Raw genomic sequence first — 25,246 nt, forward strand, 5'->3', positions numbered from 1 at the left:
GATCAGTCTTCAGAGGCTGTGTTGCACGCGTTGCCCGCTTGCAGTGTCCAGGCCGAGCGCACATCGCTGGCTTGTTGAATCAGCTGTTGCAGCGCGGCGGTGTTGCCTTGCTTCAAGGTGTTTTCAAATTGTTCGAGCGCAGCGCGAAAGTGCGCAATTTGCGTGAGGACTTCTGCATGGTTGGCGCTCAGGATGTCGCGCCACACCGATGCATCGCTGGCGGCGATGCGCGAGAAATCCCGAAAGCCCGGGCCCGCCATGTCCAGAAAAGCTGGGCCTTGCGGCTGTGCGGTGAGGGCATTGACCGCGGCAAAAGCCAACAGATGGGGCAGGTGGCTGACCGCTGCAAAGGTGGCGTCATGCGCTTCGGGCGTCATGGTGCTCACGTGGCTGCCGATGGCGGTCCACACCTCGTGCGCGGCTTGCATTTTGTGGATGCTGGTTTGGGGCAGCGGCGTGAGGATCGTGCGGCGTTCTTTGTAAAGCGCAGCCTCGGCATGTTCGATGCCCGCGACTTCCTTGCCCGCGATCGGGTGCGCAGGCACAAAGCAACTCAGGCGTTCGCCCAAGGTGGCTTGCGCTGCAGCGATCACATCGCATTTGGTCGAGCCCACATCCATCAGCAAGGCGGTAGCTTGCAGCGCATCGCGCATGGCGGCAAAGCTGCTGTGCATCGCGCCTACCGGCACGGCCAGCAAGACCAGATCGGCGCCTTGCACGGCCTCGGCCACACTGGCGCAGGCCTGGTCAATGACTTGGAGTTCAACCGCACGCTGGCGGGTTTTTTCAGAGGCACTGAAGCCGACGATGGTTTGCACCAGACCTGCCTCGCGCAAGGCGAGCGCAAATGAGCCGCCCATCAGGCCGCAACCGATCAAGGCAAGCCGCTGGAATCTCATGGGGCGATCACTCGGAAACAGGGTAAGACCCCAGGACCTTGTAGAACGCGCACAGGCCCTGCAGCTCTTGCAATGCAGCGGCCACATGGGGCTGGCTCACGTGGCCCGCAATGTCGATGTAGAAGTAGTACTCCCACTGGCCCGATTTGGCAGGACGCGACTCAAAGCGCGTCATCGACACACCGTTGTTCTTGAGTGGCACCAGCAAGTCGTGCACCGCACCCGGACGGTTGGGCACCGATACCACCAGGCTGGTGCAGTCCTTGCCTGAAGCGGGAGGCGTGGCCAGGGTCTGGGGCAGCGCGATCACTGCAAAGCGCGTGCGGTTGTAGGCCTCGTCCTGGATGGCGTGGTGCACGATGTGCAGGCCGAACTGGCTGGCAGCGCGCTCACTGGCGAGAGCCGCCCAGGCGGGGTTGGTGGCGGCCAGACGCGCGCCTTCGGCATTGCTCGCGACCGCACGGCGTTCGGCCAGCGGCAAGTGCTGGCTGAGCCAACCTTGGCACTGGGCCAGGGCCTGGGGGTGGGCCATGACCACTTCGATGCCGGCGTCGGCATTGATTTGGCGCAGCAGGTTGTGGCGCACCAGGAGGCTGACTTCACCCACCACATGCACGGGTGAGCGCAGGAACAAATCGAGCGAACGGGCGACCACGCCTTCGGTGGAGTTTTCCATGCCGACCACACCGTACTGGGCGGTGCCCGCAGCAGTGGCGTGGAAGACTTCGTCGAAGTTGGCGCAGTAAATCAGGTTGGCCGCACTGCCAAAAAACTCGATGGCCGCTTGTTCGCAGAAGGTGCCTTGCGGGCCGAGAACCGCCACACGCTGAGGGGCTTCAAGGGCCAGGCATGCTGACATGATTTCACGCCAGATGGAGGCCACATGCTCGTTGTGCAGCGGACCGGGGTTGGCCTGCGTGATCTTTTCGATCACTTGGGCCACGCGGTCGGGCCGGAAAAAGGGCGAGCCTTCGGCGCGTTTGATTTCACCGACCTTTTCGGCCACTTTGGCGCGGTCGTTGAGCAACTGCAGCAGCTGTTTGTCGAGCGAATCGATCTGCACGCGCAAGGCGCCCAGGGCTTCGGACTGGATGGGTTGGCTCATGTCGAGTCCCTCAAATGGAGAACCGTCCGGCCATCAGGCCAGGCGGGTTTCAAAGTCACGCATGTAGGCGATCAAGGCCTCAACGCCCTCGATGGGCATGGCGTTGTAGATGCTCGCGCGCATGCCGCCAACCGACTTGTGGCCCTTGAGTTGCAAGAGGCCTGCCGCTTTGGCACCGGCCAGAAAAGCGTCGTTGCGCGACTCGTCGGCCAGAAAAAAGGGCACGTTCATGCGCGAGCGGCAGTCGTGTGCGACCTGGTTGCTGTAGAAGCTGGAGCTGTCGAGGAAGTCGTACAGCAGCTTGGCCTTGGCGATGTTGCGTTGCTCCATCGCAGCCACACCGCCCTGGCGCTTGAGCCACTGGAAGGTTAGCCCCGCCATGTAGATGCTGTAGGTGGGCGGCGTGTTGTACATCGAGCCGTTGTCGGCCACGGTTTTGTAGTTGAACGCACTGGGGCAAATGGGCAGGGCATGACCGAGCAGGTCTTCGCGCACGATGACCAGCGTCACGCCCGCAGGGCCGATGTTCTTTTGTGCGCCACCGAAAGCCACACCCACCTTGGACCAATCCACACTGCGCGAGAGCACATGCGAGGAAAAGTCGATCACCAGTGGGGCATCACAGCCCAGGGTCTGGAGGTCGGGCAATGAGTGGAACTCCACACCGTGGATGGTTTCGTTGGTGCAGATGTGCACATACTGCGCATCGCCGCTCAATTGCCACTGCGCAGCGGCGGGCAGGGTGGTGAAACGGGTGTCAGCTCCCGTGGCCGCCAAATGAGGCGTGCAGTACTTCGCCGCTTCCTTGTACGATTTCTCGCTCCAGCTGCCGGTGACCACCACATCGACCTTGCCGCCACGCGAGAGGTTCAGGGGCACGATGGCGTTTTCAGCCAGCCCACCGCCTTGCATGAACAGGATTTTGAAGTTCGCAGGCACGGCCAAGAGCTCGCGCACATCGGCCTCGGCCTGTTCGTAGATGCTGATGAACTCTTTGCCGCGGTGGCTCATTTCCATCACGCCCATGCCGCTGCCGTGCCAGTCGGTCATTTCGGCGGCAGCTTGCTGCAGCACCTCCAGCGGCATGGCCGCTGGACCAGCGGAGAAGTTGAATGGACGCGTCATCAGCAGATCAAGCCTCGTTGCCTGTCGCTCCGGCTTCGCCGTCTTCCGCGCCTTCGCTGTCGTTCGCGTTGGCATCGTTTTCGACAATGCGTTGCAAGCCGCTGAGCTTGGCGCCTTCGTCCAGACCGATCAGCGTCACGCCTTGCGTGGCGCGGCCCATTTCGCGGATCTCGGCCACGCGGGTGCGCACCAACACGCCGGTGTCTGTGATGAGCATGATTTCGTCTTCGGCTTGCACCAGGGTGGCGGCCACGACTTTGCCGTTGCGCTCGGATTGCTGGATGGCAATCATGCCTTTGGTGCCACGACCGTGGCGGGTGTATTCGCTGATGTTGGTGCGCTTGCCGTAGCCGTTTTCGGTGGCCGTCAGCACGCTGGCGCGGGCCACGGTGTCGTCGGTCAGTGCGGCGGGGTCTTCTTGCTCGGACACCAGCATGGCGATGACGCTTTGACCTTCTTCGATCATCATGCCGCGCACACCACGGGCGCTGCGACCCAGGGGGCGCACATCGTTTTCGTCAAAGCGCACAGCCTTGCCGCCATCGCTGAACAGCATCACATCGTGCTGACCGTCGGTCAGCGCCGCGCCAATCAGGAAGTCGCCTTCGTCGAGGTTGACAGCGATGATGCCGCCTTTGCGGGGGTTGCTGAATTCGTCGAGGGACGTTTTCTTGACCGTGCCCATGGAGGTGGCCATGAACACGAACTGGTTTTCTGGGAAGGTGCGCGCTTCGCCGGTCAGGGCCAGCACCACGTTGATCTTCTCGCCTTCTTGCAGCGGGAACATGTTCACAATGGGGCGACCGCGTGAGCCGCGTGAGCCCGCAGGCACTTCCCAGACTTTGAGCCAGTACAGGCGGCCCCGGTTGGAGAAGCACAGCAGGTAGTCGTGCGTGTTGGCGATGAAGAGCTGGTCGATCCAGTCGTCTTCCTTGGTGACAGCGGCTTGCTTGCCCCGACCGCCGCGTTTTTGCGAGCGGTATTCGCTCAGCGGCTGGCTCTTGATGTAGCCACTGTGGCTGAGCGTGACCACCATGTCGGTGGGTGTGATCAGGTCTTCGGTGGAGAGGTCCTGCGCGCTGTGCTCGATCTGGCTGCGGCGAGCACCGATCTTGGTTTGCCCGAATTCCTGGCGCACGGAACCGAGTTCATCGCCGATGATGGTCGAGACACGTTCGGGCTTGGCCAAAATGTCCAGCAGGTCTTCGATCTCGGCCATCACCTCTTTGTATTCGGCGACGATCTTGTCTTGCTCCAGCCCGGTCAGGCGCTGCAGACGCATCTGCAAAATCTCTTGCGCTTGCGTGTCCGACAGGCGGTACAGGCCATCCTTGCCCATGCCGTACTCGGCCTCCAGGCCTTCGGGACGGTAGTCGTCGGCATTGATGACCGAGCCGTCTTCGCGGGCACGGGTGAGCATGGTGCGCACCAGTTGGCTGTCCCAACTGCGGGTCATCAGCTCGGCTTTGGCCACAGGTGGTGTGGGGGCGTTGCGGATGATGGCGATGAAATCGTCGATGTTGGCCAATGCCACGGCCAGGCCTTCGAGCACATGACCACGGTCTCGTGCCTTGCGCAGCTCGAACACCGTGCGGCGTGTCACCACTTCACGGCGGTGCGACAGGAAGACCTGGATCAGGTCTTTCAGGTTGCACAGCTTGGGCTGGCCATCGATCAGGGCCACCATGTTCATGCCGAAGGTGTCCTGCAGTTGCGTCTGCTTGTACAGGTTGTTGAGCACCACCTCGGGCACTTCGCCGCGCTTGAGCTCGATCACCACGCGCATGCCGGACTTGTCGGACTCGTCCTGGATGTGGCTGATGCCTTCGATCTTCTTCTCGTGCACCAGCTCGGCAATGCGCTCCAGCAAGGATTTCTTGTTGACCTGGTAGGGCAGCTCGTCCACGATGATGGATTGACGCTGGCCCTTGTCGATGTCTTCAAAGTGGCACTTGGCCCGCATGACCACGCGGCCACGGCCGGTGCGGTAGCCGTCCTTGACGCCCGTGATGCCGTAGATGATGCCGGCAGTCGGGAAGTCGGGGGCCGGGATGATCTCCATCAGCTCGTCGATCGATGCCTCCGGGTTGCGCAGCAGGTGCAGACAGGCGTCCACCACTTCGTTGAGGTTGTGCGGCGGGATGTTGGTGGCCATACCGACCGCGATACCGCCGGAGCCGTTGATCAGCAGGTTGGGCAGGCGCGACGGCAGCACCAGCGGCTCTTTTTCCGAGCCGTCGTAGTTGGGGCCAAAGTCAACGGTGTCCTTGTCGATGTCGCCCAGCATCTCGTGGGCGATTTTGGCCAGGCGGATTTCGGTGTAACGCATGGCCGCAGCGTTGTCGCCGTCGACCGAGCCGAAGTTGCCCTGGCCGTCCACCAGCATGTGGCGCATCGAAAAATCCTGCGCCATGCGCACGATGGTGTCGTACACCGACTGGTCGCCGTGTGGGTGGTATTTACCGATCACGTCACCGACGATACGGGCGGATTTTTTGTAAGGACGGTTCCAGTCATTGTTCAGCTCGTGCATGGCGAACAAGGCACGGCGGTGAACGGGCTTCAAACCGTCACGGGCGTCGGGCAAGGCGCGTCCCACAATCACGCTCATGGCGTAATCGAGGTAGCTGCGCCGCATTTCCTCTTCAAGACTGATGGGCAAAGTTTCTTTGGCGAACTGAGTCATATATAGATAGAGGAAATTGGAGGCGCTGGAAACCCTTGATTTTAGGTCCAATGCGCTGTGGCGTAAATGCAACGTTCTGGCTTAATTCGGGTATCGCTGGCCAGCCCGTGTCACCTTTTACCAAACCACAATGGTGCATATGGCACAATAAATCCCAACGTGCAGATGACGGTCATCTGCGGCGTTCTGTTTTTCGCAGCGTTGCTGCAGCTTTATCTCAGAGGAAGACCATGAAAAAACTCAACAAAGTGGCGATGCTGATTGCTTCCGTGGCCTTGGCCACAGCCGCTGGCGCTCAAACCATCGACAACTGGCGCAATGGCTCTGGTGACCTGGTTTGGAAAAACGGCACCAATGAACTGTGCTGGCGCGATGCCAACTGGACACCTGCAACAGCCGCTCCTGGTTGCGATGGCGCCATCGTGGCTCCCAAAGCTGCTCCAGCACCTGCACCTGTGGCTGCTCCTGCACCCAAAGCTGCACCAGCTCCAAAACCAGCTCCCGCTCCAGCTGCTGCCACCAAAGTCACTTACGCTGCTGACGCGTTCTTCGACTTCGACAAGGCCGTGCTGAAGAAAGAAGGCAAAGCCAAGCTGGACGACCTGGTGGGCAAAGTCAAAGGCATCAACCTGGAAGTCATCATCGCTGTCGGTCACACCGACTCCGTGGGCTCTGACAAATACAACCAGAAGCTGTCGGTCAAGCGCGCTGACGCTGTGAAAGCGTACCTGGTGTCCAAGGGCATCGAGAAGAACCGCGTTTACACCGAAGGCAAAGGCGAGAAGCAGCCTGTGGCTGACAACAAGACCTCTGCTGGCCGCGCCAAGAACCGCCGCGTGGAAATCGAAGTGGTCGGTACACGCCCCAACTGATTTCACCCTCGTGTGAATCCCAAAAGCCCCAGCAATGGGGCTTTTTTCATGGGTCTTCAAAAAACCATTTTTGACTGCGCGACAATCAGGGCATGAGCCATACCAACGTTGATCCGGCCGAGCTGGCCAAATTTTCTGATCTTGCTCACCGCTGGTGGGATCCCGAGAGTGAATTCCGTCCTTTGCACCAGATCAACCCGCTGCGTCTGGAGTGGATTCACGCCCAGGCACCATTGACAGGCCGCAAAGTGGTGGATGTGGGGTGTGGCGGCGGCATATTGGCCGATGCCATGGCGCGCAAAGGGGCCGATGTGCTCGGCATTGACCTGGCCACCAAATCGCTCAAGGTCGCCCAGTTGCATGCTCTGGAAGCAGGAACAACGGGTGTGCAGTACCGCGAAATCAGCGCTGAGGCGCTCGCCGCCGAGCAGCCGCAGCAGTTCGATGTGGTCACCTGCATGGAAATGCTGGAGCATGTGCCCGACCCCGCTTCGGTGGTCAAAGCCTGTGCGCAATTGGTCAAGCCCGGTGGCTGGGTCTTTTTTTCGACCCTCAACCGCAATCCCAAATCATTCCTGTTCGCTATTCTGGGGGCCGAGTACATCCTCAAGCTCCTGCCCAAAGGCACACACGAATACGCCCGCATGGTCAAGCCCAGCGAGTTGTCGCAGTGGTCGCGTGACGCGGGTCTGGACGCGCAAGGCTTCAAGGGCATGGAATACAACCCGTTCACCAAACGCTACTGGTTGAGCCAGGACACCAGCGTGAATTACCTGCTCGCTTGCAGAAAGAATTGAGCCATGTTTGAGCAAGCCCAAGCCGTGTTGTTCGATCTGGATGGCACGTTGATCGACAGCGCACCCGACCTGGGCGCTGCGGCTGACAAGATGCGTGTTGAGCGCGGCCTGCCTTCACTGCCGCTGGAGACCTACCGCCCCATGGCCGGTGCCGGTGCGCGTGGCATGCTGGGAATTGCCTTTGGCATGACACCTGAACACCCCGATTTCATGCAGTTTCGCGAAGAGTTTTTCGTCAATTACGAGAACGCCATGACCGAACGCACCCGCATTTTTGACGGTGTGGTGGACATGATCGACGCCTTGGTTCAGCGCGGCTTGCCGTGGGGTGTGGTGACCAACAAGTCCAGCCGTTTCACCGACCCGCTGACTGCGGCCATGCCCCTGTTTGCGACGGCGCGTGCCATTGTCAGTGGAGACACCACGCCGCACGCCAAGCCGCATCCTGAGCCCTTGTTTGAAGCGGCCCGGCGCTTGCAGGTCGCACCCGAGCGCTGCGTGTATGTGGGGGATGATGAGCGTGACATTGTTGCCGGCTTGGCTGCCGGCATGGGCACGGTTGCTGCCAGCTACGGTTACCTCGGGCAGCAAGCCGATGTTTCGCGCTGGAACGCACATTTACACATCCATTCCCCGCTGGACCTCTTGAAATCGCTGAGAAGCGCCTAAAATAGATCGCTCAGGGGCTGCACTGGTTTCGACATGGGTTCGGACGCGTGGCAGGGCATGTCGAGGTTCTGATCCTCGTAAAACAGCAGAAAACAAACTAACTGCAAACGACGAACGTTTCGCACTCGCCGCTTAATCCGGTGAGCCTTGCAACAGTTGGCCGATAGGCTGGGTCAGGGTGATGAGGGGGTTAAACCCCTCAAAGTCCTGGCTGCAAGGTAAAACATATGGGCTGGCATCACCTCGGGTACCTTGAGGTGGTGTGAGAAAAAAGGGTACTGGCTGGGTGTTCAGCGTGTCGCTGCGCGGTTCATTTGGCGAGACTCAAATCAGACGACTACACATGTAGAACTGTACGAAAAAGGCTTGTGGACGCGGGTTCAAATCCCGCCAGCTCCACCATATCTCTGTTCAAAAGCATCTGACCCTGCGTCAGATGCTTTTTTTTCGTCATCCCGACATGACGCTTTATCATTGCGCCGCTGGCCTGGCCTGTGTCAGTGCCGTTTCATGGCTGTTTGAAGTAGAGGTGATTTGTGCTGAACAAGAAGTTATTGACCCTGTGCGCCTGCGCGGCGCTGGCTTTCCAAGTCCACGCGAGTGAGCCACTCAAGCCGGCCGCCACCGTCAACGGCGTCAAGATCAGCGGCGAGGTCCTCGAGCTGCTGGTGGCCAACAATGTGGCCCAGGGCGGTAAGGACAGCCCTGAGCTGCGTGCTGCACTCAAGACGGAACTGATTGCTCGTGAAGTGCTGGCGCAGGAAGCCAAAAAACAAAAGCTCGACCAAGAACCTTCCGTCAAAGCCCAGCTGTCACTGCAACAGGGGGCCTTGCTGGCCGATACCCTGATTGCCAAAGCCGCACCCAAGTTCAACATCTCTGAAGACAAGCTGCGCGCGGAATACAAGCGCCAGTCTGAGCTGCTGGCCGATGCCGAGGAATACCAGATCAGCCACATCGTGACGGCCTCCGAAGCAGAGGCCAAGGCCGTGATCAAGGCCGCCAAGGATGGCCGGGCGTTTGACCAACTGGCCCGCGAAAAATCCACCAGCCCCACCGGCCAGAAGGGCGGCAGTCTGGGCTGGCTGATGGGCAATCAGATCAACCCGGCCTTGTTCAATGTGATCGCCAACCTGGCCGAAGGCAGCGTCACTTCCGTGCCGATGGCCACGCCCGAAGGCTGGCAAGTCATCCGTCTGGACGGCAAGCGCAAGTTCAAAGTGCCCAGCTTTGAAGACAGCAAACAGCAACTGGTCAACGCCGTGTTTGCCAACGAGCGCGCCGAGTTTGTCCAGAAGCTGGTGAAGGCGGCCAAAGTCGAGCAGTGAACGCGTACCCGGGGCGGCTAAACTCCTCAGCTTATCGTTGAACTGTTTGGCCATGTCCCACTACCACCTTTACGCGATCGGCAATGCGCTGGTCGACACCGAATACGAAGTCAGTGACGCTCTGCTCGCTGCCATGGGCGTCAGCAAGCGCCACATGACCTTGATCGACAATGTGCAACGCACCGAGCTGCTGAGTCATGTGCAAGGCCTGCATGCCCGCCGCACCGGCGGTGGATCGGCAGGCAACACCGTTGTGGCGCTGGCCCAACTGGGGGGCAAAGCTTTTTATTCGTGCCGTGTGGCCGACGACGAGCTGGGCGACTTCTATGCCCGCGACCTGCAGTCCAACGGCGTGGCCACCAACCTCACGCACACCGCCGCCCCTGAAGGCCAGACGGGCAGCTGCATGGTGCTGGTGACACCCGATGCCGAGCGCAGCATGTGCACCTTTTTGGGCGCTACATCGCAGCTGGACCGCCAGGCCTTGCACCCGCAAGACATTGCCAAGTCCAAGATCTACTACATGGAAGGCTATCTGGCCGCTTCGCCCACCGGGCTGGAAGCCGCCGTCGAAGGGCGTCAGCTCGCCATTCAGCATGGGGTGCAGACCGCGCTCACGCTCAGCGATGTCAGCATGATCAACTTCTGCCGGGCCGGTCTGGAGGCCATGATAGGTGACGGACTCGATTACCTCTTTGCCAACGAAGAAGAAGCCCAAACCTGGTGCGGAAGCACCGAACTGGCAGACATCATTCCCCGACTGCAGAAAATGGCGCGCACCGTTTGCCTGACCCTGGGCCCGCGTGGCAGCCTGGTCATCTCGGGTGACCACATGGTCAATGTGCCTGCTGTGCCTGTCAAAGCCCTGGACACCAATGGCGCAGGGGACATGTTTGCCGGGGCCTTCCTCTACGGCGTCACCCATGGCATGGACCAGGCCCGCTCTGCCGCCCTGGCCAACCGCGCTGCTGCCGAAGTGGTCGGACAGCACGGCAACCGCCTCACGGCCGAGCGCCTGCAGGCCATCTTGCGCGAGTTCGCCCACTGAAGCTTCAGGAGCCTCCCATGAAAAAATCCCTTGCCTGCCTCTTGTCTGTGACCCCTGTGATTGCCCTCGCGCAGTCAGGTGGCTTTGTGGGTGACATCGGTGCCATGGCCCTGACCTCCAGCGCCGTGGTCAAAGGGGCCGAACGCAGCACCACGGTCATGCCCTATGTCTATGGCGACTGGGGACCGTTCTTTGCGCGTGTGGACACCTTGGGCATCAAGACGCTGCCTGTGGGCGATGGCCACATCGAACTGGCCATGCGCATCAGCACCGAAGACGTCAAGGCCGGCAAGACCGCGTACCCCGCTGCAGGCGACCGCAGTGCACCGCTGCCCGTTGGGGTGGGCACATTCCAGCGCACGGCGCTGGGCGGCTTGTTTGCCTACGCCATGCACGACCCCCGCTCGGGTGGCCAGTTCGGCGAGCTCAACTGGGCGGGCAAATTCGATGTGGGCCCGGTCAAGCTGTATCCGCAGTTGGGTGTGCAGTACCGCTCGGCCGACTATGTGCGCCATCTTTATGGCATTGACGCCGCACAGTCGCAGGCCACCAGTCTGTCCATCTACCGGCCGGGGGCTTCGTTCACGCCCATGGCCACCTTGCAGGCCACGGTGCCCCTGAGTGGCCCCTGGGCATTGCAGCTGGTGACCCGCTACCGCCGACTGGACGATGCCGTGGCCCACAGCCCGCTGGTCAACCGCAGCAGCCAGGTCTCGGGCTTTGCCGCAGTGACCTATACCCTGAATTGATGAACCTTTGTCCGGGCGCCACGCGGGGCGTTCGGTTTATCTAGAATCCGTACCGCAGTCCCCGGTGCTCGGGACACTATTTATTGTTTTAGAGGTTGAGCTATGAAACGCGATTATTTTTCTTCTGCTTCACGTTACGACCATCGGCCCTCTGACCAGCGCAGCGGCACCTGCATGGCGCTGATCGATGGCCGTTTTCTGGTCTGGCTGGCGCAGCAAGGTGCCTTGGGCACCACGGGCGAGTCGGTCAACCGCCAGGGCTTGCTGGGCTTGCTGTCTCAAGCGCTGTCGCACACCGGGCTGGACGTCGATTTGCGCCGCATTTACTGGTACAGCGACCGCTCGGATGGGCTGGTGATCGATGACCAGATCGTGCGTTTGGTTCAGGCGCACGACGCCGACGGCGGCGCGTCGCTGTTGCGATCGCTGGGTCACGACCTCAAACAACTGGCCGAACACCACGCCTGCGACCATGTGTTGGTGGCCAGCGACGATGAACGGTTCCTGTCAGCCATTGACGAAGCCCAGCTCAGTGGCCTGAGCGTGCACTTGCTGGCCGACGAATCGGCCCGCAACATGACTCAGATGGTGCGCACCGATCCGGGTTGGGCCCGCTTGCTGTCTCAGGCCGACCGCCGTGTGGTGGTCAATTCCCAGGCCTTGGCCGACATTCTGCAGGGCAAGACGCCCACTGGCATGGGGTTGGCGGTCGAGGATGTGCAAGAGCTGCGCAAATCGATGAACGAAGTCATTTCGGGCTGGTGGGATGAAGAGCCCGAAGACCTGCGCGAAGACCTGCGCGAAGCGCTGCAGGTGAGCCGTGGCGTGCCTCAGGAAGTGGATCGCCAGCTGCTGCTGCGCATGCGCCAGCGCCTGGCCCGCGCGCTGAGCTTTCCCGAAAAGAAAATGCTGCGCGAGACCTTGCGCCAAGTGGTCATGGGCGTCGAGCCCGAGCCCGCAGAGGCCGCCGCACCGGCGGTGCCCGACGCTCAGGCGTGATTTTTTGTAGGAGGGACGCCCTCGTCGCGATGCGTTAAGCGCTGATGGCCGCGGGGCGTCGCTGTTACAGAGGCCGCATCAGTCTACGGTTGCGCCTGAGGCCTTGACCACCTTGCCCAGGCGCACGGTGTCGCGCTTGATCAGCTCGCCAAACTGCGCTGCAGTGCCAGCCACCACGGGCGTGCCAATCGCTTCCCACTTCTTGCGGAACTCCGGCTCCTTGAAGATCGCGTTCAGCGTGTTGTTGAGCTTCTCGACAATCGCGGGTGATGTGCCCGCGCGCATCGCGATGCCGTGCCAGGCAGTGAATTCGTAGCCAGTCACCCCTGCTTCGGCCATGGTGGGCACGTTGGGCAGTTGAGCGCTGCGCTTGGCCGATGTGACCGCCAGCGGTACCAGCTTGCCCGACTGGATGTGCGGCAGCGAGCTGCCCAGAATGTCAAACATCACCCCCACCTGACCGCCGACCAGATCGTTCAGTGCCGGGCCTGCACCCTTGTAGGGGATGTGGGTGATGTCCACACCCATTTGGGTGTTGAACAGCTCACCCGCGAGGTGCTGCGGGGTGCCGTTGCCTGCCGAGGCAAAGCTCAGGTTCGACTTGGGGGCCTTCGCCAACGCGATCAATTCCTTGACGTTCTTGATACCCAGGCTCGGATGCACTTCCAGCACCAAAGGAAAGGATGAGAGCTGGATCACCGGTGTCAGATCGGTGAGGGGGTTGAACGGCATGCTGGTGTACAGCGTGGGGTTCACCGCCATGGGGCCACTGGCCGCCAGCAGCAGTGTATGGCCATCGGCCGGCGCGATCTTGGCCACCTCGTTGCTGCCCAGGTTGCCGCCTGCGCCGCCCTTGTTGTCCACCATCACAGCCACGCCCAGACGTGAGGTCAATTCGCCCTGCAGCAGGCGTGCCATCAGGTCGGTCGGCCCGCCGGGTGGGTAGGGCACCACAAAGCGAATGGTCTTGCTCGGCCAGTTGTCCTGGGCCAGGGCGGGGGCAGCGGCGCCCCACAGGCCTGAGCACAGTGCGATCAGGGCCGTGGTTTTCAAGAAGGTTTTGCGTTGCATGAGGGTCTCCGGCGTGTTGTTGAATGGTCAGGCTGCAAAGCGTTCGCGAATCTGCGCGGCGGTGGCCACAGGACGGCCCAGACTGCGCGTAGCCTCTGCAGCTTGCGTCACCAGTGCTGCATTGTCAGGGGCCAATTGCCCGTTCTTGAGGAACAGGTTGTTCTCAAAACCGACGCGCACATGGCCGCCGAGCGCGGCCGCTGCGGTCACGCAGGCGTGTTCTGTCGCGCCAAAGGCGCAGACCGACCAAGGCTCGCCCGTGGTGTGCGCATGCACAAATGGCACCAGATCGGTCGGGCTCGATGTTTGCCCGGCGGTGTAACGCCCCAGCACAAACAGCAAAGACCAAGGGGCATCCGGCACGACACCGCGCTGGCGCAGGTCCTGCCAGCGCTGCAGGTCCTTCACGTCGTACACGATCACTTGCGTCATGACCTTCTCGCGCACAAGACCTGCAAAGAAATCGGACAAACCTTTTTCGCCAATTTCGGGCTGGTCAAACTCACGCAAACCCACCGACACCGCCTCAGGGCGCAAAGCTTGCACCATCGCGATTTGCGCTGGCGCTTGGTACACCTTGGCCGCTTCGCTGGTGATCTGCAGCACCATCTCTTTGCCCACAGCGGCGCGCACTGCGGCGGTGGCGTTGCGGTAACCCTGCACATCCAGACTGTGGCCGCCTTGTTCATCGCGGATGTGCAAGTGCAGCATAGCCGCGCCAGCATCCAGGCACTGCTTGGCCGTGCGGGCCAGGCTCTCGGCCGTCAGGGGGACCTGTGGGTGATCGCTCAACTGCTTGTAGGCTCCGTTGGGGGCGGTGGTGATGATCAATGGATCGCTGTAGAAATGGCTCATACGCTGTCGGCTGTTCAGGTTTAAAAACTTTTGTCCAAGGGGGGCAATTCGTCTGCCAGCATCTCCAGGCCTTGGCGCAGCAAACGGTCGTATCGGTCCCGCTCTGCCTGGCGCGTCTCGGGTGTCCAGTCGTAAAAGCCAGAGCCGGTTTTCATGCCAAAGCGCCCGGCGGCCACGCGTTCGCGCAAAGCCAGTGCAGGCTCAGCGGTGTTCGACAGGCTGGGGTACATCGTGGCCGCAGCGGCGCAGTGCACATCGATGCCCGCATGGTCGCGCTGCATGACCGGGCCTGCCGCCAAAAAGCGGAAGCCAAATCCAAAGCGCACCGCCGCATCCACATCTTCGGGTGTGGCCACGCCTTCGTCGATCATGGCAAAGGCCTCGCGCGACAGCGCATGCTGCAGGCGGTTGGCCAGAAAGCCTGGCTTGTCCTTGCGCACCAGCACCGGGACATTGCCACAGCCGCGCATGAAGCCGCACAAGCCCTGCGCTGCGTCGCCGTTGCTGTGTGGGCCCAACACCACTTCGACCAGCGGCACCAGGTGCGCAGGCATGAAAAAGTGCAGGCCAAACATGCGTTCCTGCGTGGGCAAGCCCTGCGCAATCGCACTGATCGGAAAGCTCGAACTGTTGCTGGTCAGCACCGTCTCGCCCGGCGCCAGCGCGACCAACTGCTTGAACAGCACCTGCTTGATGTCCAGTTTTTCCGGGATGCACTCGATCACCAGCCGCACATCGGCCCAGTGCACCTCTTCGAGTGCCGCTGCGGGCTGTACGCGGCTGACCCGGTGACCCAAGGCCAGCTCATTCAAGCCGGCCAGCACATGGTCATGCAACGCGGCGCGTTTGTCGGCTGCCGAGTCCACCACCGTCACGCGGCAGCCGCCGCGGGCCAGCACAATGGCCACATCGGCCCCCATGGTGCCTGCGCCCACCACCACGGCATGGCAGTCGCGCGGCTGCGCGGGCAAAAGGGCAGAAAAAGAAGTGATTTCAGAAGACATGGCGCAGTGTAGGAATCAGCCATTGCTTCGTCCAACTGATTTTTTCTATAAACTGATCAGTTATGCTGATCAATTGGTCCTCCCGCGACATCGACATCTTCCTCTCTCTGGCCGAGACCCTGAGCTTCAGGCAAACGGCCGAGCGCATGCACCTGTCGCAACCGGCGGTGACGGCCGTCATCGCCCGCATCGAAGCGGCGCTGGAAGTCAAACTCTTTGACCGTACCACCCGCCAGGTGCAGCTCACCGGCCCGGGTGCCGTGTTTGTCGAGCAAGCGCAGCGTCTGCGCCACACCGCGCAAGACGCGGTGCGTGCCGTGCGCGAAGTCGCCAGCCTCCAGGTCGGGCAGGTGGCTATGGCGGCCATGCCCTCGCTGGCGGCCACCGTGGTGCCCAGGGCTTATGCCCGCTTTGCCCAGGCGCACCCGGGCATCCGCCTCAAGCTGCTCGACACCTTGTCAGGCCCCGCCTTTGACATGGTGCGTGCGGGCCAGGTGGACTTTGCCCTCACCGCGGCCAACCCAGCCTACCCCGATCTGGACTACCTGCCTCTGGCTTCGGACGGCTTTGTGCTGTTGCTGCCCCAAGGGCACGCGCTGGCCCGTGGCCGCAAGGCGCTGCGTTGGCTCGATGTGGCGACCTTGCAGCACATCTCCATGCCTTTGCCGTCCAGTGTGCGGCAATACGCCGATGCCGCATTCCTGGAGCATCGCATCCAGTTTGCACCGCAGTTTGAACTGGAACACCTGGCCAGCATCAAGGCCCTGGTGGCCGCTGGCCTGGGCGTGGCTGCCTTGCCTGAGCTGGCTGCCAATGTGGGGCCTGACACCGGCATCGTGCGCAGACGCCTGACGGCCCCCGAACTGCGCCGCCCCATCGGGCTGGTCACACTGCGCGGCCGAAGCCTGTCACCCGCTGCGAGCGAGATGGTGAACTATCTGTCACAAGAAATGAAATGACCTTCTGAAGTCAGCGCTCAGTTGACTTCAAACTCAAGCATCTTCTGGCCTTGCCGGCCTTCGCTGTCCTCGATGCTCAGCAGCAGTCGGTGGCTGCCTTTGGGCAGACTGGCCTCCTTGACCGTGATGCCTTGGGCTGTGACCTGGGTGGCGTTGAGCAGGCGCGGCGTGATGTCGATGCGCAAACGGCCATAGAAGGCTTTGAAGGTCTCAGGTCGCACCGCGCTCGGTGCTGCAGACTGGAACAGCAGCTCGATGGTCGAGGGTGAGCTGATCGGTGCACTCAGCTTGGGGCGGACGACTTCGATGACAGGTGCGCCAGGTTGGATGCCAGCTTTGGCCCGCAGCGGCTCTGGTGCGGCCATGGAGGCCAGCATCTCCTGGGTGGATACCAGCTCAAACGCTTGGACTGGTGTCCACCCGACACTCAGAACAGCAATCGCAAGCAGTGGCCGCATCGTCACTGGGTGATGGTGATGCGCACGCGCCGGTTTTCACTGGCCAGAGGCTTGTCCGGCAGCAGCAGCTCGCTGAATCCTTTGCCTTCGGCTTGCAGGCGATCCTGGCTCACGTTCTGGTTAATCAGGTAGTTCTGAACTGCCAAAGCCCGGCGGGCCGACAACTCCTGGTTGTATTCGGCCTTGCCCTTGGCATCGGTGTGGCCTTCGATCCTGAATTTCAGGCTGGACAAGCGCTCGCTGTTCATGGCCGAAGCCAGGTTGTCGAGCAAAGGTTTGCTGCTGGTTTGCAGATTGGCCGAATCGAAATCGAAATTGATCGACAAGTCCACCGTCACCGCTTTGGGCGCGATGTTGCGACCCAAGCTGCGTGTTTTGGGGGCTTCAGGTGGTGTGAGCTTTTCGATCAGATCTTCTTTGCTGGCTTCTTTGACCAACTGTGCGGAAGCGGACAGGCATACAAAGCACAAAGCCAGAGTGATGATCAGGTATCTCATTGAACCTCCTTGAGGGTCAGCAGTTTGGCACCAAATCGTTCAGAGCCTTCGCCGTCTTTGTTGTGGACAAGAAAGTTGATGAGTGCAGCGCGCCCGCCGATTTCGTTGAGTGCAAAGGTGAAAGGGTTCTTGGCATCCGGCTCGGTCATCTCCAGTCGGTCAACCTTGCGCGGGCTCGATGTCACCATGACCAGCAAATGGTCTTCGCCTGGCGGGCCTGCAGCCTCCAGTTGCCAATCGGGGCGGGGCAGCTTGCGGGTCTGGCCTGCCTTGATCTGGTTGTCGCGGTCCAGACCGTTGGGGTAGAGCACATAAAAACTCTTGCGGTCGCTGCCCAGCAGCACCAGGTAAATGTACCCATCGTGGCTGGACTTGATGCTCATCTCCAGCGCGTCCTTGCCGATTCTCAAGACAGGTTTGCTCAGCTTGACATCGACCACGATCTTGGGATTGCTCTGCTGCTGGATATCCCGCAGCGTGGCCAAAGACGCTAGCATCGGTTCGGCAGGTGGCGCTGGTGCCATGACAGGCGCCGCAACAACGACTGGTGCAGGTGGACTGGCCACGGGGGGCTTGGGGGTGGATGTGCTGGTGCTGGCAGTCGGCGCAGATGTAGCCGCAGCCAGTGCCGCGGGCGGCGCAGGACTCTCAGCGGTGAGCTGGGGGGCTGGTGTTGCTGCAGGTGTCACAGTGGCCACCACCGAGGGCGCAGGTGCCGGGGGCACCGCAGCGGATGCAGCTTGCGGGCGTTGCACAGGAATCAAATTGCGGTTGCCAGACACCGAGACGTGGTGCGGTGTGAGGTCTTTGGCGCCTTGCAGTTTTTGTTCGATGATGGCTTGCGCACATTGCTGAATCTCTGCCAGTGACACAGCGCCAGACCCATCGGCATCAGCCGCCTTGCCCAGCAAGCAGTCGCGGATGCCCTGTGTGGCCAAACCACCCTTTCCGGGTTCGTCAAAACTCACCTCGTCGGGTCGTGATGATGTGATTTGCACCACGTTCTCTTGCAATGCACCCAGCCGTGTGGATTCGCCCAACAGACTGCGGGTCTTCAGGTTGGACGGTTGGCTGCAAGCGTCTGCAGCGCTGCTGGCTTTGTAGGTGAACTTGGGTTTGAACTCGATCCCCGCGATGGAGCGCGTACCGGCTTTCTTGCTGGCGATGCCACCTGAGTGGCAGGCGTCGATCATCGTGATGACTTTGTCAGCGCCTTCGGTGACCTTTTGCGTGGCTTTAGCCAATTCGGCATTGGTGATGGCTTGTCCGTCATGGGTGAGCAGGCCTTCCACGCAGCCATTGACCGATGGGTCCCAATACCGCGTGCCGTGTCCAGAGAAATAAATGAAGCTTCGACCGCCTTCACTGGTGCGCTCACCCAGTTTGCGGATCTCTTCCAGGATGTTGGCCTTGGTGGCCTGCTGGTCCTGAATCACCCGAATCTGGTGGGCCGGGATGCCCATCGCCAGCGCGATGCGCTTGGCGCTTTCCATGTCGTGAGGCACCCCCTCCAGTGCTGCGGCACCAGAGCTGGTCGCATACTGACCCAGGCCGATGATCAGCGCTGAGCGAGGCGCGCTCGGCGCTGGGGTTTGTGCTTGTGCCAGACAAGCGCTGCTGGTCAGCAGCAGGATCCAAAGCAGTTTCATCATGAAAGACGCACCGGTTGAGGCATATCAGTTGCCCGTGAAGACTTTGAGTCCGGAGTAGAGGGCTGTGCCCGCAGACACGACAGGGGCCATGGCCGTCACCAGGTTCTGGACTTGGCGGGTCACTTCGGCAATTTTGAATTGCCCTTTTTCATCCCGTTCCAGCAAAACACTCAGACTGATCCGGTTCTGTTGCTGTTTCGACCAGTGCTGGATGAAGCGGTGCAACAGATGTCCAGTGAAAAAAGCCAGGCTGATCGCGGCCATGTACTCGAACGTCTCGCGCCAGTCGCGCGGGTTGTTCGGCCACAGTGGCACACCATCAATGGTGGAAGTGATCCACAACATCAGCCAGACACTGGCAACACCCGTGACCGCTGCTGTGAGCCATTGAACGACCGCACCCATGCCACTTTGGCGGGCGCACACATAGCCTGTGAGTGCGGGCAGTGTGATGGTCAATAGGCGCAACGCCACAGGGGGCGAGTCATACACAAACAGCAACACCCAATGCGATAACCCCACCAAGGCCACCGTCATCAGAACCATTGCAAACAGTGCCCACCAGGACGGCTTGACTGACGTGCTGGCAGGGGGTGCCGGTGCCGTCGGGGCCATTTGTTGCTGTTCACTGATGGCCAAGGCGAGGGCACCAATGTCATGCGACTTCAACTCTGCCAACGCGGTTTGTTGTTCCTGCACGACGGCTTTGAGCTGCTCGACCTGGTCAGACAGCTCATGCATCTGCAAAGCCAAAGGCTTGAACAGTGCCAGATCGCGTGTGCAATGGCTGCACACCGACGCCTGCAACGGCACATCGCTGCAGCAAAACGGACAGCTGAACGTGGCGCGGGTCACTTGGCAGTCAGTTGAATGGTGGTCTGAGCCTCGCGACCTTCGGAGTCACGCACCCACACCCTGATCGGGTGAGTGCCCACAGGCACGCTGGCCTGTGCCAGCTCCAGGGTGTTGCCGTTCAGGCCGGGCTTGAAACGAGCCGTCAAATCAACGATGGGCTGCTTTAGGTATTCGAATTTGATGGAGGATGCATCAATTTTTGCGCCACCACGTGGCTCGAATGCCAATTTGAAGGCAAAAGACTTGGCCGACACTTCCAGCGGGGTTTGCAGGCTGATGCCAGGGCCACGGGTGATGGCTCGGGTGGTGGGCACTTGCAAGTTGGGGGCTTTGGCTTCTTCTTCTGTGATCAGTTTCACCTGGGCCAGCACAAGCGTGTGACCAGCCAGGAGGACCAGAGCCAGAGAGGTTTTGAAAAAATCGAATTTCATGGCAAAGGATTCACAACAGTCAATGTCAATGCATTGTACGGATCCATGCAGGATTTAAAATCGTTTCATCCACTTGGTGTGAATATGTTGAAAAAATCATTGTCAACCCTGTTCCGGCAAACATTGCGGCTTGCATTGTTTGGTCTGGTAGTCGCAGCCCAGACCAGTTGGGCTCAACCTGTTGTTGGGCAAACCTACAGGGACTTTCTGCCCATGGGGTCCGGGGCCAGCGTTCCGTTGCCTGAAGGGGTATGGAAAAGCACACACAACGATTCCATGTCGTTTCCAGGCGAGGTCTGGGAGATACACGTTCTCAAGAACCAGACATTGGATGCAAAGGTGCCTTACCTGGTGGTCAGGCAAGAAACATTGCCAAGACCGTGGAACTCATCTTTGTGCCAAAGCATCAAGTCAACGCATCAAATCATGATGGACACACACGGTGCTGCGGCCAGTAGCCTGGTTCAAAAGTGTTCAATGGTGTTTGGTATCCGAGATTTTCAAGCCTGGAAACAAGGCATTGACACTTGGACTAATCAGTCTGACAAAAATTGGTGGAAAGCAGCACAACCCGGGATGTTGGATGACGTTCCGTCATTTAAAACCAGCGTGTTTCAGGTCTTGATGCAAGTTCAGCAATTCAATGGAAAAAAAATTCAGATTGATGCCTTTGTTCTGCCTCCAAAAGGTCTGACCGCGCCGAAATTTCGAGATGACTTTCGAAGTGGAACAACTCTACCTGAGCATGGAATTTTGAATGCATGGATTTCCATATATGTGGAAGCCATTCAGCAAAGTTTTTTCAATAAAAAGCCACAGCAAATCATGGCCTTGGCCTATCCAACCAAGACCTACGCTGATGCTCAAGGGCAGAGTAATCCACCGGCCACGGTTTTAGCGAGCAAAGTGGACACTCAAGCCGTTCGCGAGCTGGATGAGTCTTCCAGGGCCGAGGCCGCCAAGCGTCTGGACGAACCCCCAGCGCAACTCAAGGAGCAACCCAGAAAAACAGCAGAGCTGGCTCAGCCACCGCGTGAAGCGGTGCCAAGCCCCGCTGTGCAAGAGGCCAAAAAGCCTGTCCCAGCCGTTGCTCCCGCGCCAATGGCAGCGGCTGCACCCGCTGTCGACAACGCCGAAAAACTGCGTCTGGAGCAAGAACGCAAAGCCATTGAAGACGACAAACGCAAGATGGCTGCGCAGCTCGAAGCCATGACTCAGATGTTGGCCAAGTTGCAGCAGGAGAACGCCGCAGCAGCGAAAGCCAAGGAAGCTGCCGCCGCCGCTGCGGTGGAACCACCCAAGCCTCAACAGCCAGTGACCTATGCCAACCGCAAAGCGCTGGTCATTGGCAATGACAAATACACCGATGTGTCTCCACTGGCCAACGCTGCCGCTGACGCCGATGCCATGGCCAAGTCATTGGAGGCGGTGGGATACAAGGTCTTCAAGCACCACAACCTGGGTGAGAAAAAATTCAAACAGGCCGTGCGCGATTTCCGCCAGCAACTCAATGGCGGTGACGAAGTCCTGTTCTTCTATGCCGGACACGGTGTCCAGCTGGGCAGCGCGAACTACCTGTTGCCCATCGACATCAAGGGCGAAGGTGAAGACCAGATCAAGGACGACGCCATCCTCCTTCAAAAAGTGCTGGACGACATGGAAGAGAAGAAAACCAAGTTTGCGCTCGCCGTGATCGACGCCTGCCGTGACAACCCTTTCAAAGGCAAAGGCCGTGCACTGGGCGGGCGTGGCCTGGCCCCCACCACCGCTGCTACTGGGCAGATGATCATGTTCTCGGCCGGTTCGGGCCAGCAGGCGCTCGACCGCCTGGGTGACAACGACAAGGAAAAGAACGGCCTGTTCACCCGCATCTTCGTCAAGGAAATGCTCAAGCCCGGCCTCTCTGTGGACCGTGTGCTGCGCAATGTCCGCAACGAAGTGGTGCGCCTGGCCAAGTCGGTGGGCCACGAACAAACCCCGGCCCTGTACGACCAGGCGATCGGCGAGTTCTATTTCAAGCAGTGATCTGTGCTGGCTGGAGTCTCATAAACTCCGGTCATGCGTTCACCCTTTGGTTTCATGCGTCTTGGCCTGATCACACTCTTCAGGCTTTTGGCGCTCTTGTGGCTCTTGCTCCCCGGTGCCAGCTGGGCGCAAGACCACATCCTTGAAAAAGCTTTCTGGACCGACGCCTCGGGGGGCGCCAGTTTTGAGCAAGCCCGCGCTGCCAGCTACACCCCTTACACCGGGGTGCTCAGCAAGGGCTTCAGTCGCGATGCGCAGTGGATCAAACTCACCATCGCAGGCGTCCCGCCAGGGGGCTCGGACAGCCTGGTGGTGCGGATCCGGCCGGTGTTTCTGGATGAAATCACCCTGTACGACCCGGTCGATCTGGCCCGTGGTCAGGCCGCCCGCACCACGGGCGACACCACGCCGCTGGCCTCGGCCGAGTTTGAATCGCTGAACTACGCGTTCGTCATTCCGGCGCAAAGCACGCCGCGTGACATCTGGCTGCGCCTGTCCACCACCAGCACACAGCTCATGCATGTCGAAGTGCTCACGCCGCGCGAGATGCTGCGTCAGGAGCACAGCCTGTGGCTGGTGTACTCGGCCTTGCTCGCGCTCATCCTGTCCTTTCTGGTCTGGGTGCTGCTGGCCTGGTTGCGCGACCGTGACCCGGTCAACGGCATGTTTGTGTTGCGCCAGACGGTCATTCTGATCTTCACGGCCAGTTTTCTGGGTTACCACCGCATTCTTCTGGCCGATGTACTGGACCCCATTTCGCAAGACATGTTGTACAGCTGGTTGGTCCTGCTCAGCACCGCCTCGTCCTTCGCGTTTGAATACCGCTTCCTGCGCGAATACCACCTGCCGCGCTGGGGGCATGTGTTGCTCAGTGGCTTGCTGGTGGCATCCGCTACTTTGGCCATGCTCATGCTGCTCGGGTACAAACTCACCGCCTTGGGCGGCAACATGGCGCTCAACGGCGTGGGTCTGATCAGCCTGATGCTGGTGTCTTTCAGCCTGCAACCCCGACCGACCGATGCAGCCAATGCTTACAGCTACTACCTGCCCAAGCCTGCGGTGGTTGGCTACTACGTCACCATCGTGCTGGTACTGGCGTTCAGCATCTTGCCCAGCCTGGGGGTTCTGCAAGGCAACATGCTCTCCGTCTATGGCGTGCTGCTGTATGGCCTGATCTCTGGTCTGTTCATGACCAGCTTGCTGGTGGTGCGTTCACGTCAACTCGAACGCATCCGGGTGGAGGTGGCCAACAGCCTGTTTTTGTCACGGGAGCAACTGGCTTTTGAAAAACAGCGCCGCCAGGACCAAACCCAGCTGCTGAGCATGCTCATGCATGAACTTAAAACCCCTCTCGCGGTCATCGACATGGCCGTCAGCACCCGCACCAGCGACGGCCGCACGGCCGACTTCGTCACCCGTGCAGTCCACAACATCAAGGGCATTCTTGACCGCTGCATCCAGACCGACCGCATGGTCGATCGCGAATTCAAGCTCCAGACGCAAACCTTTGTGATGTCAGACCAGTTGCAACAGTGGCTGCAAGACCGGCAAGAGGGGGCTGAACGCGTTCGCGCCCACATCGCGCCGGACCTGCGGCTGAGCAGCGACCTCCAATGCATCCAGATCATCGCCAACAACCTCCTTGACAACGCTTTCAAGCACGGTGACGCACAAGCCCCTGTCGATGTGCGCCTGATCGCACAGGTCGGCGACGATGCCCGCCCCGGGCTGCTTCTGTCGGTCAGCAGCCGACCCGGTCCTTCAGGCTGGCCAGACGCCGAGCAACTCTTTGCCAAGTACTACCGCAGCAGTAGCGCCCAGCGCCAATCGGGCACGGGCCTGGGGCTCTACCTCTCGCACAAGCTGGCTGCGCAACTCGGCGGTACGTTGCGCTACAGTCCTGACGCCGAACACATCCGATTTGAACTATGGCTGCCCACCTGAGCATCGTCCTCGTTGAAGACAACGACGACCTGCGCGAACTCACCGCCGACGCGCTGCGCGCCGAAGGCCACCACGTGGTCGCGCTCAGCTGCGCCGAAGAACTCGAAGACAAAGCCCGGGGTGTGGCGGCAGACCTCTTTTTGATCGACCTCAACCTGCCTGGGGAAAACGGCTTCAGCCTCTCGCGCCGCATTCGCCAGGTGCAGCCCCTGGTGGGCATCATCATCGTCTCTGCCCGCTCCGAACTGCAGGACAAGGTCGACGGCTACGACTGCGGCGCTGATGCGTACTTGCCCAAACCCGTGCCCTTCGAAGAACTGCGTGCCGCCATCAGCAGCTTTGCACGCCGTCGCCAGGCCCAGCTAACCACCCAGCTGGGTCCCCAAGGCGGACTGCGCCTGCAGCAGCGCGAACTGCATGGCCCCTCGGGTCAAGTGCATCTGACCCATGCCGAAGAAAGCCTGCTCACCGCTTTTGCCCGTGCGCCCTCGGGCCGTCTGGAAAACTGGCAACTGCTCGAACTGTTTGGCATGGACAGTGCCGAGGTCAGCAAGACCAGCCTCGAAGTGCGCATCACCCGCCTGCGCAAGAAGCTCAGTCAGGTCGGCGTGGAAGGCCAGTCGCTTGAATCCATCCGCAGCGTGGGCTACCAATTGCACTTGCCTGTGCAGCTCATGGCTTGACTTGCAGGAGCCCCGCTTACGGGGCGATGCGTGTCTGAATCCTGCGCCCCATCGCGGCGAGGGCGCCGCTCCTACAGACTAGAGAGTTCCTTCAATAACCTGCATAAACCTTTTTAAACCTTCAATTTGTGGCCCTTGGGTTGGCAAATTTAGCAATTTGAAAGCGATTGAAAGCTTTCTATCAATTAATTTCCTTTAATCGGCAGCATCTGTAAAACCGTCAGCATGCTGTGCTCACTCTTCACAAACTCGATCTGACCGGACCCTCTGGCTCTGTCCGCATCACAGCCACCGAGGCCACCTTGCTCCAGGCGTTTGCGCAGTCGCCTGATGCGCGGCTGGGCTTTGACCAGGTGGCCCAGTGCATGGGTGTGCCCATGTCCGAAGCGCAGAAATCCAACATCCAGGTGCGCATGGTGCGCTTGCGCAAAAAGCTGCACGAGGTCGGTGCCGAAGGCGCCGTCATCGAAGCCATCCGCAACGTGGGCTACCAGTTCTTTGACGAACTGGACATCCGCAAACCCTGAACCAGCGC

The 25,246-nt window shown here is 60.4% G+C and carries 24 protein-coding genes and 1 other RNA gene; 13 read left to right on the top strand and 12 right to left on the bottom strand.

All coding sequences use genetic code 11. The features are described 5' to 3' along the window. Window positions 1-2: 2 nt before the first annotated feature. Genes IC609_RS14305 through gyrA form a run of 4 tightly spaced genes read right to left on the bottom strand, consistent with a single transcriptional unit; the run spans window position 3 to window position 5,815 of the window. On the bottom strand, window positions 3-899 hold the full coding sequence (locus tag IC609_RS14305; protein WP_191820190.1) for a prephenate dehydrogenase: 897 nt from the start codon (window positions 897-899) through the stop codon (window positions 3-5). A 7-nt stretch (window positions 900-906) separates the two neighbouring features. Beyond that, on the bottom strand, window positions 907-2,004 hold the full coding sequence (gene pheA / locus IC609_RS14310) for a prephenate dehydratase (protein WP_191820191.1): 1,098 nt from the start codon (window positions 2,002-2,004) through the stop codon (window positions 907-909). Between the two features lie 33 nt (window positions 2,005-2,037). Further along, entirely contained in the window at window positions 2,038-3,129 is a 1,092-nt protein-coding gene (gene serC, locus IC609_RS14315; RefSeq protein WP_191820192.1) for a 3-phosphoserine/phosphohydroxythreonine transaminase, read from the bottom strand. 7 nt (window positions 3,130-3,136) lie between these two features. Continuing rightward, entirely contained in the window at window positions 3,137-5,815 is a 2,679-nt protein-coding gene (gyrA, locus tag IC609_RS14320) for a DNA gyrase subunit A (protein WP_191820193.1), read from the bottom strand. A 230-nt stretch (window positions 5,816-6,045) separates the two neighbouring features. On the opposite strand from gyrA, the gene ompA reads away from it, so the two are divergent. The 8 genes from ompA to IC609_RS14360 all read left to right on the top strand — a co-directional run bounded on the left by ompA (window position 6,046) and on the right by IC609_RS14360 (window position 12,277). Continuing rightward, the gene (gene ompA / locus IC609_RS14325) at window positions 6,046-6,687 is read left to right on the top strand and encodes an outer membrane protein OmpA (protein WP_191820194.1); all 642 of its coding nucleotides are present in this window, start codon (window positions 6,046-6,048) and stop codon (window positions 6,685-6,687) included. Window positions 6,688-6,779: 92 nt separating this feature from the next. Then, complete coding sequence (ubiG, locus tag IC609_RS14330) at window positions 6,780-7,484, top strand: bifunctional 2-polyprenyl-6-hydroxyphenol methylase/3-demethylubiquinol 3-O-methyltransferase UbiG (protein ID WP_191820195.1); 705 nt, start codon at window positions 6,780-6,782, stop codon at window positions 7,482-7,484. A 3-nt stretch (window positions 7,485-7,487) separates the two neighbouring features. Beyond that, window positions 7,488-8,153, top strand: a complete 666-nt coding sequence (locus IC609_RS14335) for an HAD family hydrolase (RefSeq protein ID WP_191820196.1) — start codon at window positions 7,488-7,490, stop codon at window positions 8,151-8,153. 13 nt (window positions 8,154-8,166) lie between these two features. After that, window positions 8,167-8,555: a transfer-messenger RNA gene (gene ssrA, locus IC609_RS14340) on the top strand. Between the two features lie 134 nt (window positions 8,556-8,689). Then, window positions 8,690-9,481 (top strand): peptidylprolyl isomerase, encoded by a 792-nt coding sequence (locus tag IC609_RS14345; protein ID WP_191820197.1) that lies wholly within the window; start codon window positions 8,690-8,692, stop codon window positions 9,479-9,481. A 52-nt stretch (window positions 9,482-9,533) separates the two neighbouring features. Then, window positions 9,534-10,529 (top strand): adenosine kinase, encoded by a 996-nt coding sequence (locus IC609_RS14350; RefSeq protein ID WP_191820198.1) that lies wholly within the window; start codon window positions 9,534-9,536, stop codon window positions 10,527-10,529. Between the two features lie 17 nt (window positions 10,530-10,546). Further along, window positions 10,547-11,278: a MipA/OmpV family protein gene (locus tag IC609_RS14355; protein WP_191820199.1), complete on the top strand. Its 732-nt coding sequence runs from the start codon at window positions 10,547-10,549 to the stop codon at window positions 11,276-11,278. 102 nt (window positions 11,279-11,380) lie between these two features. Next, a complete protein-coding gene (locus IC609_RS14360; protein WP_191820200.1) occupies window positions 11,381-12,277 on the top strand; it encodes a hypothetical protein in 897 nt (298 codons plus the stop codon). Between the two features lie 78 nt (window positions 12,278-12,355). On the opposite strand, the gene IC609_RS14365 is transcribed toward IC609_RS14360, so the two are convergent. From IC609_RS14365 to IC609_RS14375, 3 genes are read right to left on the bottom strand one after another with little or no spacing between them, the layout of a single operon-like run. Further along, window positions 12,356-13,348, bottom strand: a complete 993-nt coding sequence (locus IC609_RS14365; RefSeq protein ID WP_191820201.1) for a Bug family tripartite tricarboxylate transporter substrate binding protein — start codon at window positions 13,346-13,348, stop codon at window positions 12,356-12,358. A gap of 27 nt (window positions 13,349-13,375) precedes the next feature. Further along, a complete protein-coding gene (locus IC609_RS14370; RefSeq protein WP_191820202.1) occupies window positions 13,376-14,203 on the bottom strand; it encodes a BKACE family enzyme in 828 nt (275 codons plus the stop codon). Between the two features lie 20 nt (window positions 14,204-14,223). Further along, complete coding sequence (locus IC609_RS14375; protein WP_191820203.1) at window positions 14,224-15,207, bottom strand: 3-hydroxyacyl-CoA dehydrogenase family protein; 984 nt, start codon at window positions 15,205-15,207, stop codon at window positions 14,224-14,226. Window positions 15,208-15,269: 62 nt separating this feature from the next. Between IC609_RS14375 and IC609_RS14380 the strand changes: the two genes are divergently transcribed. Further along, window positions 15,270-16,166: a LysR family transcriptional regulator gene (locus IC609_RS14380; RefSeq protein ID WP_191820204.1), complete on the top strand. Its 897-nt coding sequence runs from the start codon at window positions 15,270-15,272 to the stop codon at window positions 16,164-16,166. A 17-nt stretch (window positions 16,167-16,183) separates the two neighbouring features. Here the strand turns inward: IC609_RS14380 and IC609_RS14385 are convergent, their stop codons facing one another. From IC609_RS14385 to IC609_RS14405, 5 genes are read right to left on the bottom strand one after another with little or no spacing between them, the layout of a single operon-like run. Further along, entirely contained in the window at window positions 16,184-16,624 is a 441-nt protein-coding gene (locus IC609_RS14385; protein ID WP_225224198.1) for a hypothetical protein, read from the bottom strand. 2 nt (window positions 16,625-16,626) lie between these two features. Continuing rightward, a complete protein-coding gene (locus IC609_RS14390; protein WP_225224199.1) occupies window positions 16,627-17,121 on the bottom strand; it encodes an OmpA family protein in 495 nt (164 codons plus the stop codon). Beyond that, a complete protein-coding gene (locus IC609_RS14395; protein WP_191820206.1) occupies window positions 17,118-18,773 on the bottom strand; it encodes a caspase family protein in 1,656 nt (551 codons plus the stop codon). The genes IC609_RS14390 and IC609_RS14395 overlap by 4 nt, the downstream gene beginning before the upstream one ends. Before the next feature lie 24 nt (window positions 18,774-18,797). Beyond that, window positions 18,798-19,628, bottom strand: coding sequence for a hypothetical protein (locus tag IC609_RS14400; RefSeq protein WP_191820207.1), 831 nt, complete (start codon window positions 19,626-19,628; stop codon window positions 18,798-18,800). Then, window positions 19,625-19,987 (bottom strand): hypothetical protein, encoded by a 363-nt coding sequence (locus IC609_RS14405; RefSeq protein ID WP_191820208.1) that lies wholly within the window; start codon window positions 19,985-19,987, stop codon window positions 19,625-19,627. Before IC609_RS14405 ends, IC609_RS14400 begins: the two co-directional genes overlap by 4 nt. Window positions 19,988-20,005: 18 nt before the next feature. On the opposite strand from IC609_RS14405, the gene IC609_RS16245 reads away from it, so the two are divergent. From IC609_RS16245 to IC609_RS14425, 4 genes are all read left to right on the top strand, one after another. Then, window positions 20,006-22,084 (top strand): caspase family protein, encoded by a 2,079-nt coding sequence (locus IC609_RS16245; RefSeq protein WP_191820209.1) that lies wholly within the window; start codon window positions 20,006-20,008, stop codon window positions 22,082-22,084. A gap of 33 nt (window positions 22,085-22,117) precedes the next feature. Beyond that, a complete protein-coding gene (locus IC609_RS14415; RefSeq protein WP_191820210.1) occupies window positions 22,118-24,028 on the top strand; it encodes a sensor histidine kinase in 1,911 nt (636 codons plus the stop codon). Then, window positions 24,013-24,711 (top strand): response regulator transcription factor, encoded by a 699-nt coding sequence (locus tag IC609_RS14420; RefSeq protein WP_191820211.1) that lies wholly within the window; start codon window positions 24,013-24,015, stop codon window positions 24,709-24,711. Before IC609_RS14415 ends, IC609_RS14420 begins: the two co-directional genes overlap by 16 nt. A gap of 230 nt (window positions 24,712-24,941) precedes the next feature. Further along, window positions 24,942-25,238 carry a winged helix-turn-helix domain-containing protein gene (locus IC609_RS14425; RefSeq protein ID WP_191820212.1) on the top strand — a complete coding sequence of 99 codons (297 nt, stop codon included), beginning with the start codon at window positions 24,942-24,944 and terminating at the stop codon, window positions 25,236-25,238. Window positions 25,239-25,246: the final 8 nt, after the last annotated feature.

This window comes from Limnohabitans radicicola (assembly GCF_014837235.1).
GTDB classification, from domain to species: Bacteria; Pseudomonadota; Gammaproteobacteria; order Burkholderiales; family Burkholderiaceae_C; genus Limnohabitans_A; species Limnohabitans_A radicicola.

Bases quoted from the DNA above. Each gene is read 5' to 3' on its own strand.
- IC609_RS14305 (WP_191820190.1), bottom strand. From the start codon at position 899: ATGAGATTCCAGCGGCTTGCCTTGATCGGTTGCGGCCTGATGGGCGGC.
- pheA (WP_191820191.1), bottom strand. From the start codon at position 2,004: ATGAGCCAACCCATCCAGTCCGAAGCCCTGGGCGCCTTGCGCGTGCAG.
- serC (WP_191820192.1), bottom strand. From the start codon at position 3,129: ATGACGCGTCCATTCAACTTCTCCGCTGGTCCAGCGGCCATGCCGCTG.
- gyrA (WP_191820193.1), bottom strand. From the start codon at position 5,815: ATGACTCAGTTCGCCAAAGAAACTTTGCCCATCAGTCTTGAAGAGGAA.
- ompA (WP_191820194.1), top strand. From the start codon at position 6,046: ATGAAAAAACTCAACAAAGTGGCGATGCTGATTGCTTCCGTGGCCTTG.
- ubiG (WP_191820195.1), top strand. From the start codon at position 6,780: ATGAGCCATACCAACGTTGATCCGGCCGAGCTGGCCAAATTTTCTGAT.
- IC609_RS14335 (WP_191820196.1), top strand. From the start codon at position 7,488: ATGTTTGAGCAAGCCCAAGCCGTGTTGTTCGATCTGGATGGCACGTTG.
- IC609_RS14350 (WP_191820198.1), top strand. From the start codon at position 9,534: ATGTCCCACTACCACCTTTACGCGATCGGCAATGCGCTGGTCGACACC.
- IC609_RS14355 (WP_191820199.1), top strand. From the start codon at position 10,547: ATGAAAAAATCCCTTGCCTGCCTCTTGTCTGTGACCCCTGTGATTGCC.
- IC609_RS14360 (WP_191820200.1), top strand. From the start codon at position 11,381: ATGAAACGCGATTATTTTTCTTCTGCTTCACGTTACGACCATCGGCCC.
- IC609_RS14365 (WP_191820201.1), bottom strand. From the start codon at position 13,348: ATGCAACGCAAAACCTTCTTGAAAACCACGGCCCTGATCGCACTGTGC.
- IC609_RS14370 (WP_191820202.1), bottom strand. From the start codon at position 14,203: ATGAGCCATTTCTACAGCGATCCATTGATCATCACCACCGCCCCCAAC.
- IC609_RS14375 (WP_191820203.1), bottom strand. From the start codon at position 15,207: ATGTCTTCTGAAATCACTTCTTTTTCTGCCCTTTTGCCCGCGCAGCCG.
- IC609_RS14380 (WP_191820204.1), top strand. From the start codon at position 15,270: ATGCTGATCAATTGGTCCTCCCGCGACATCGACATCTTCCTCTCTCTG.
- IC609_RS14385 (WP_225224198.1), bottom strand. From the start codon at position 16,624: ATGCGGCCACTGCTTGCGATTGCTGTTCTGAGTGTCGGGTGGACACCA.
- IC609_RS14390 (WP_225224199.1), bottom strand. From the start codon at position 17,121: ATGAGATACCTGATCATCACTCTGGCTTTGTGCTTTGTATGCCTGTCC.
- IC609_RS14395 (WP_191820206.1), bottom strand. From the start codon at position 18,773: ATGATGAAACTGCTTTGGATCCTGCTGCTGACCAGCAGCGCTTGTCTG.
- IC609_RS14415 (WP_191820210.1), top strand. From the start codon at position 22,118: ATGCGTTCACCCTTTGGTTTCATGCGTCTTGGCCTGATCACACTCTTC.
- IC609_RS14420 (WP_191820211.1), top strand. From the start codon at position 24,013: ATGGCTGCCCACCTGAGCATCGTCCTCGTTGAAGACAACGACGACCTG.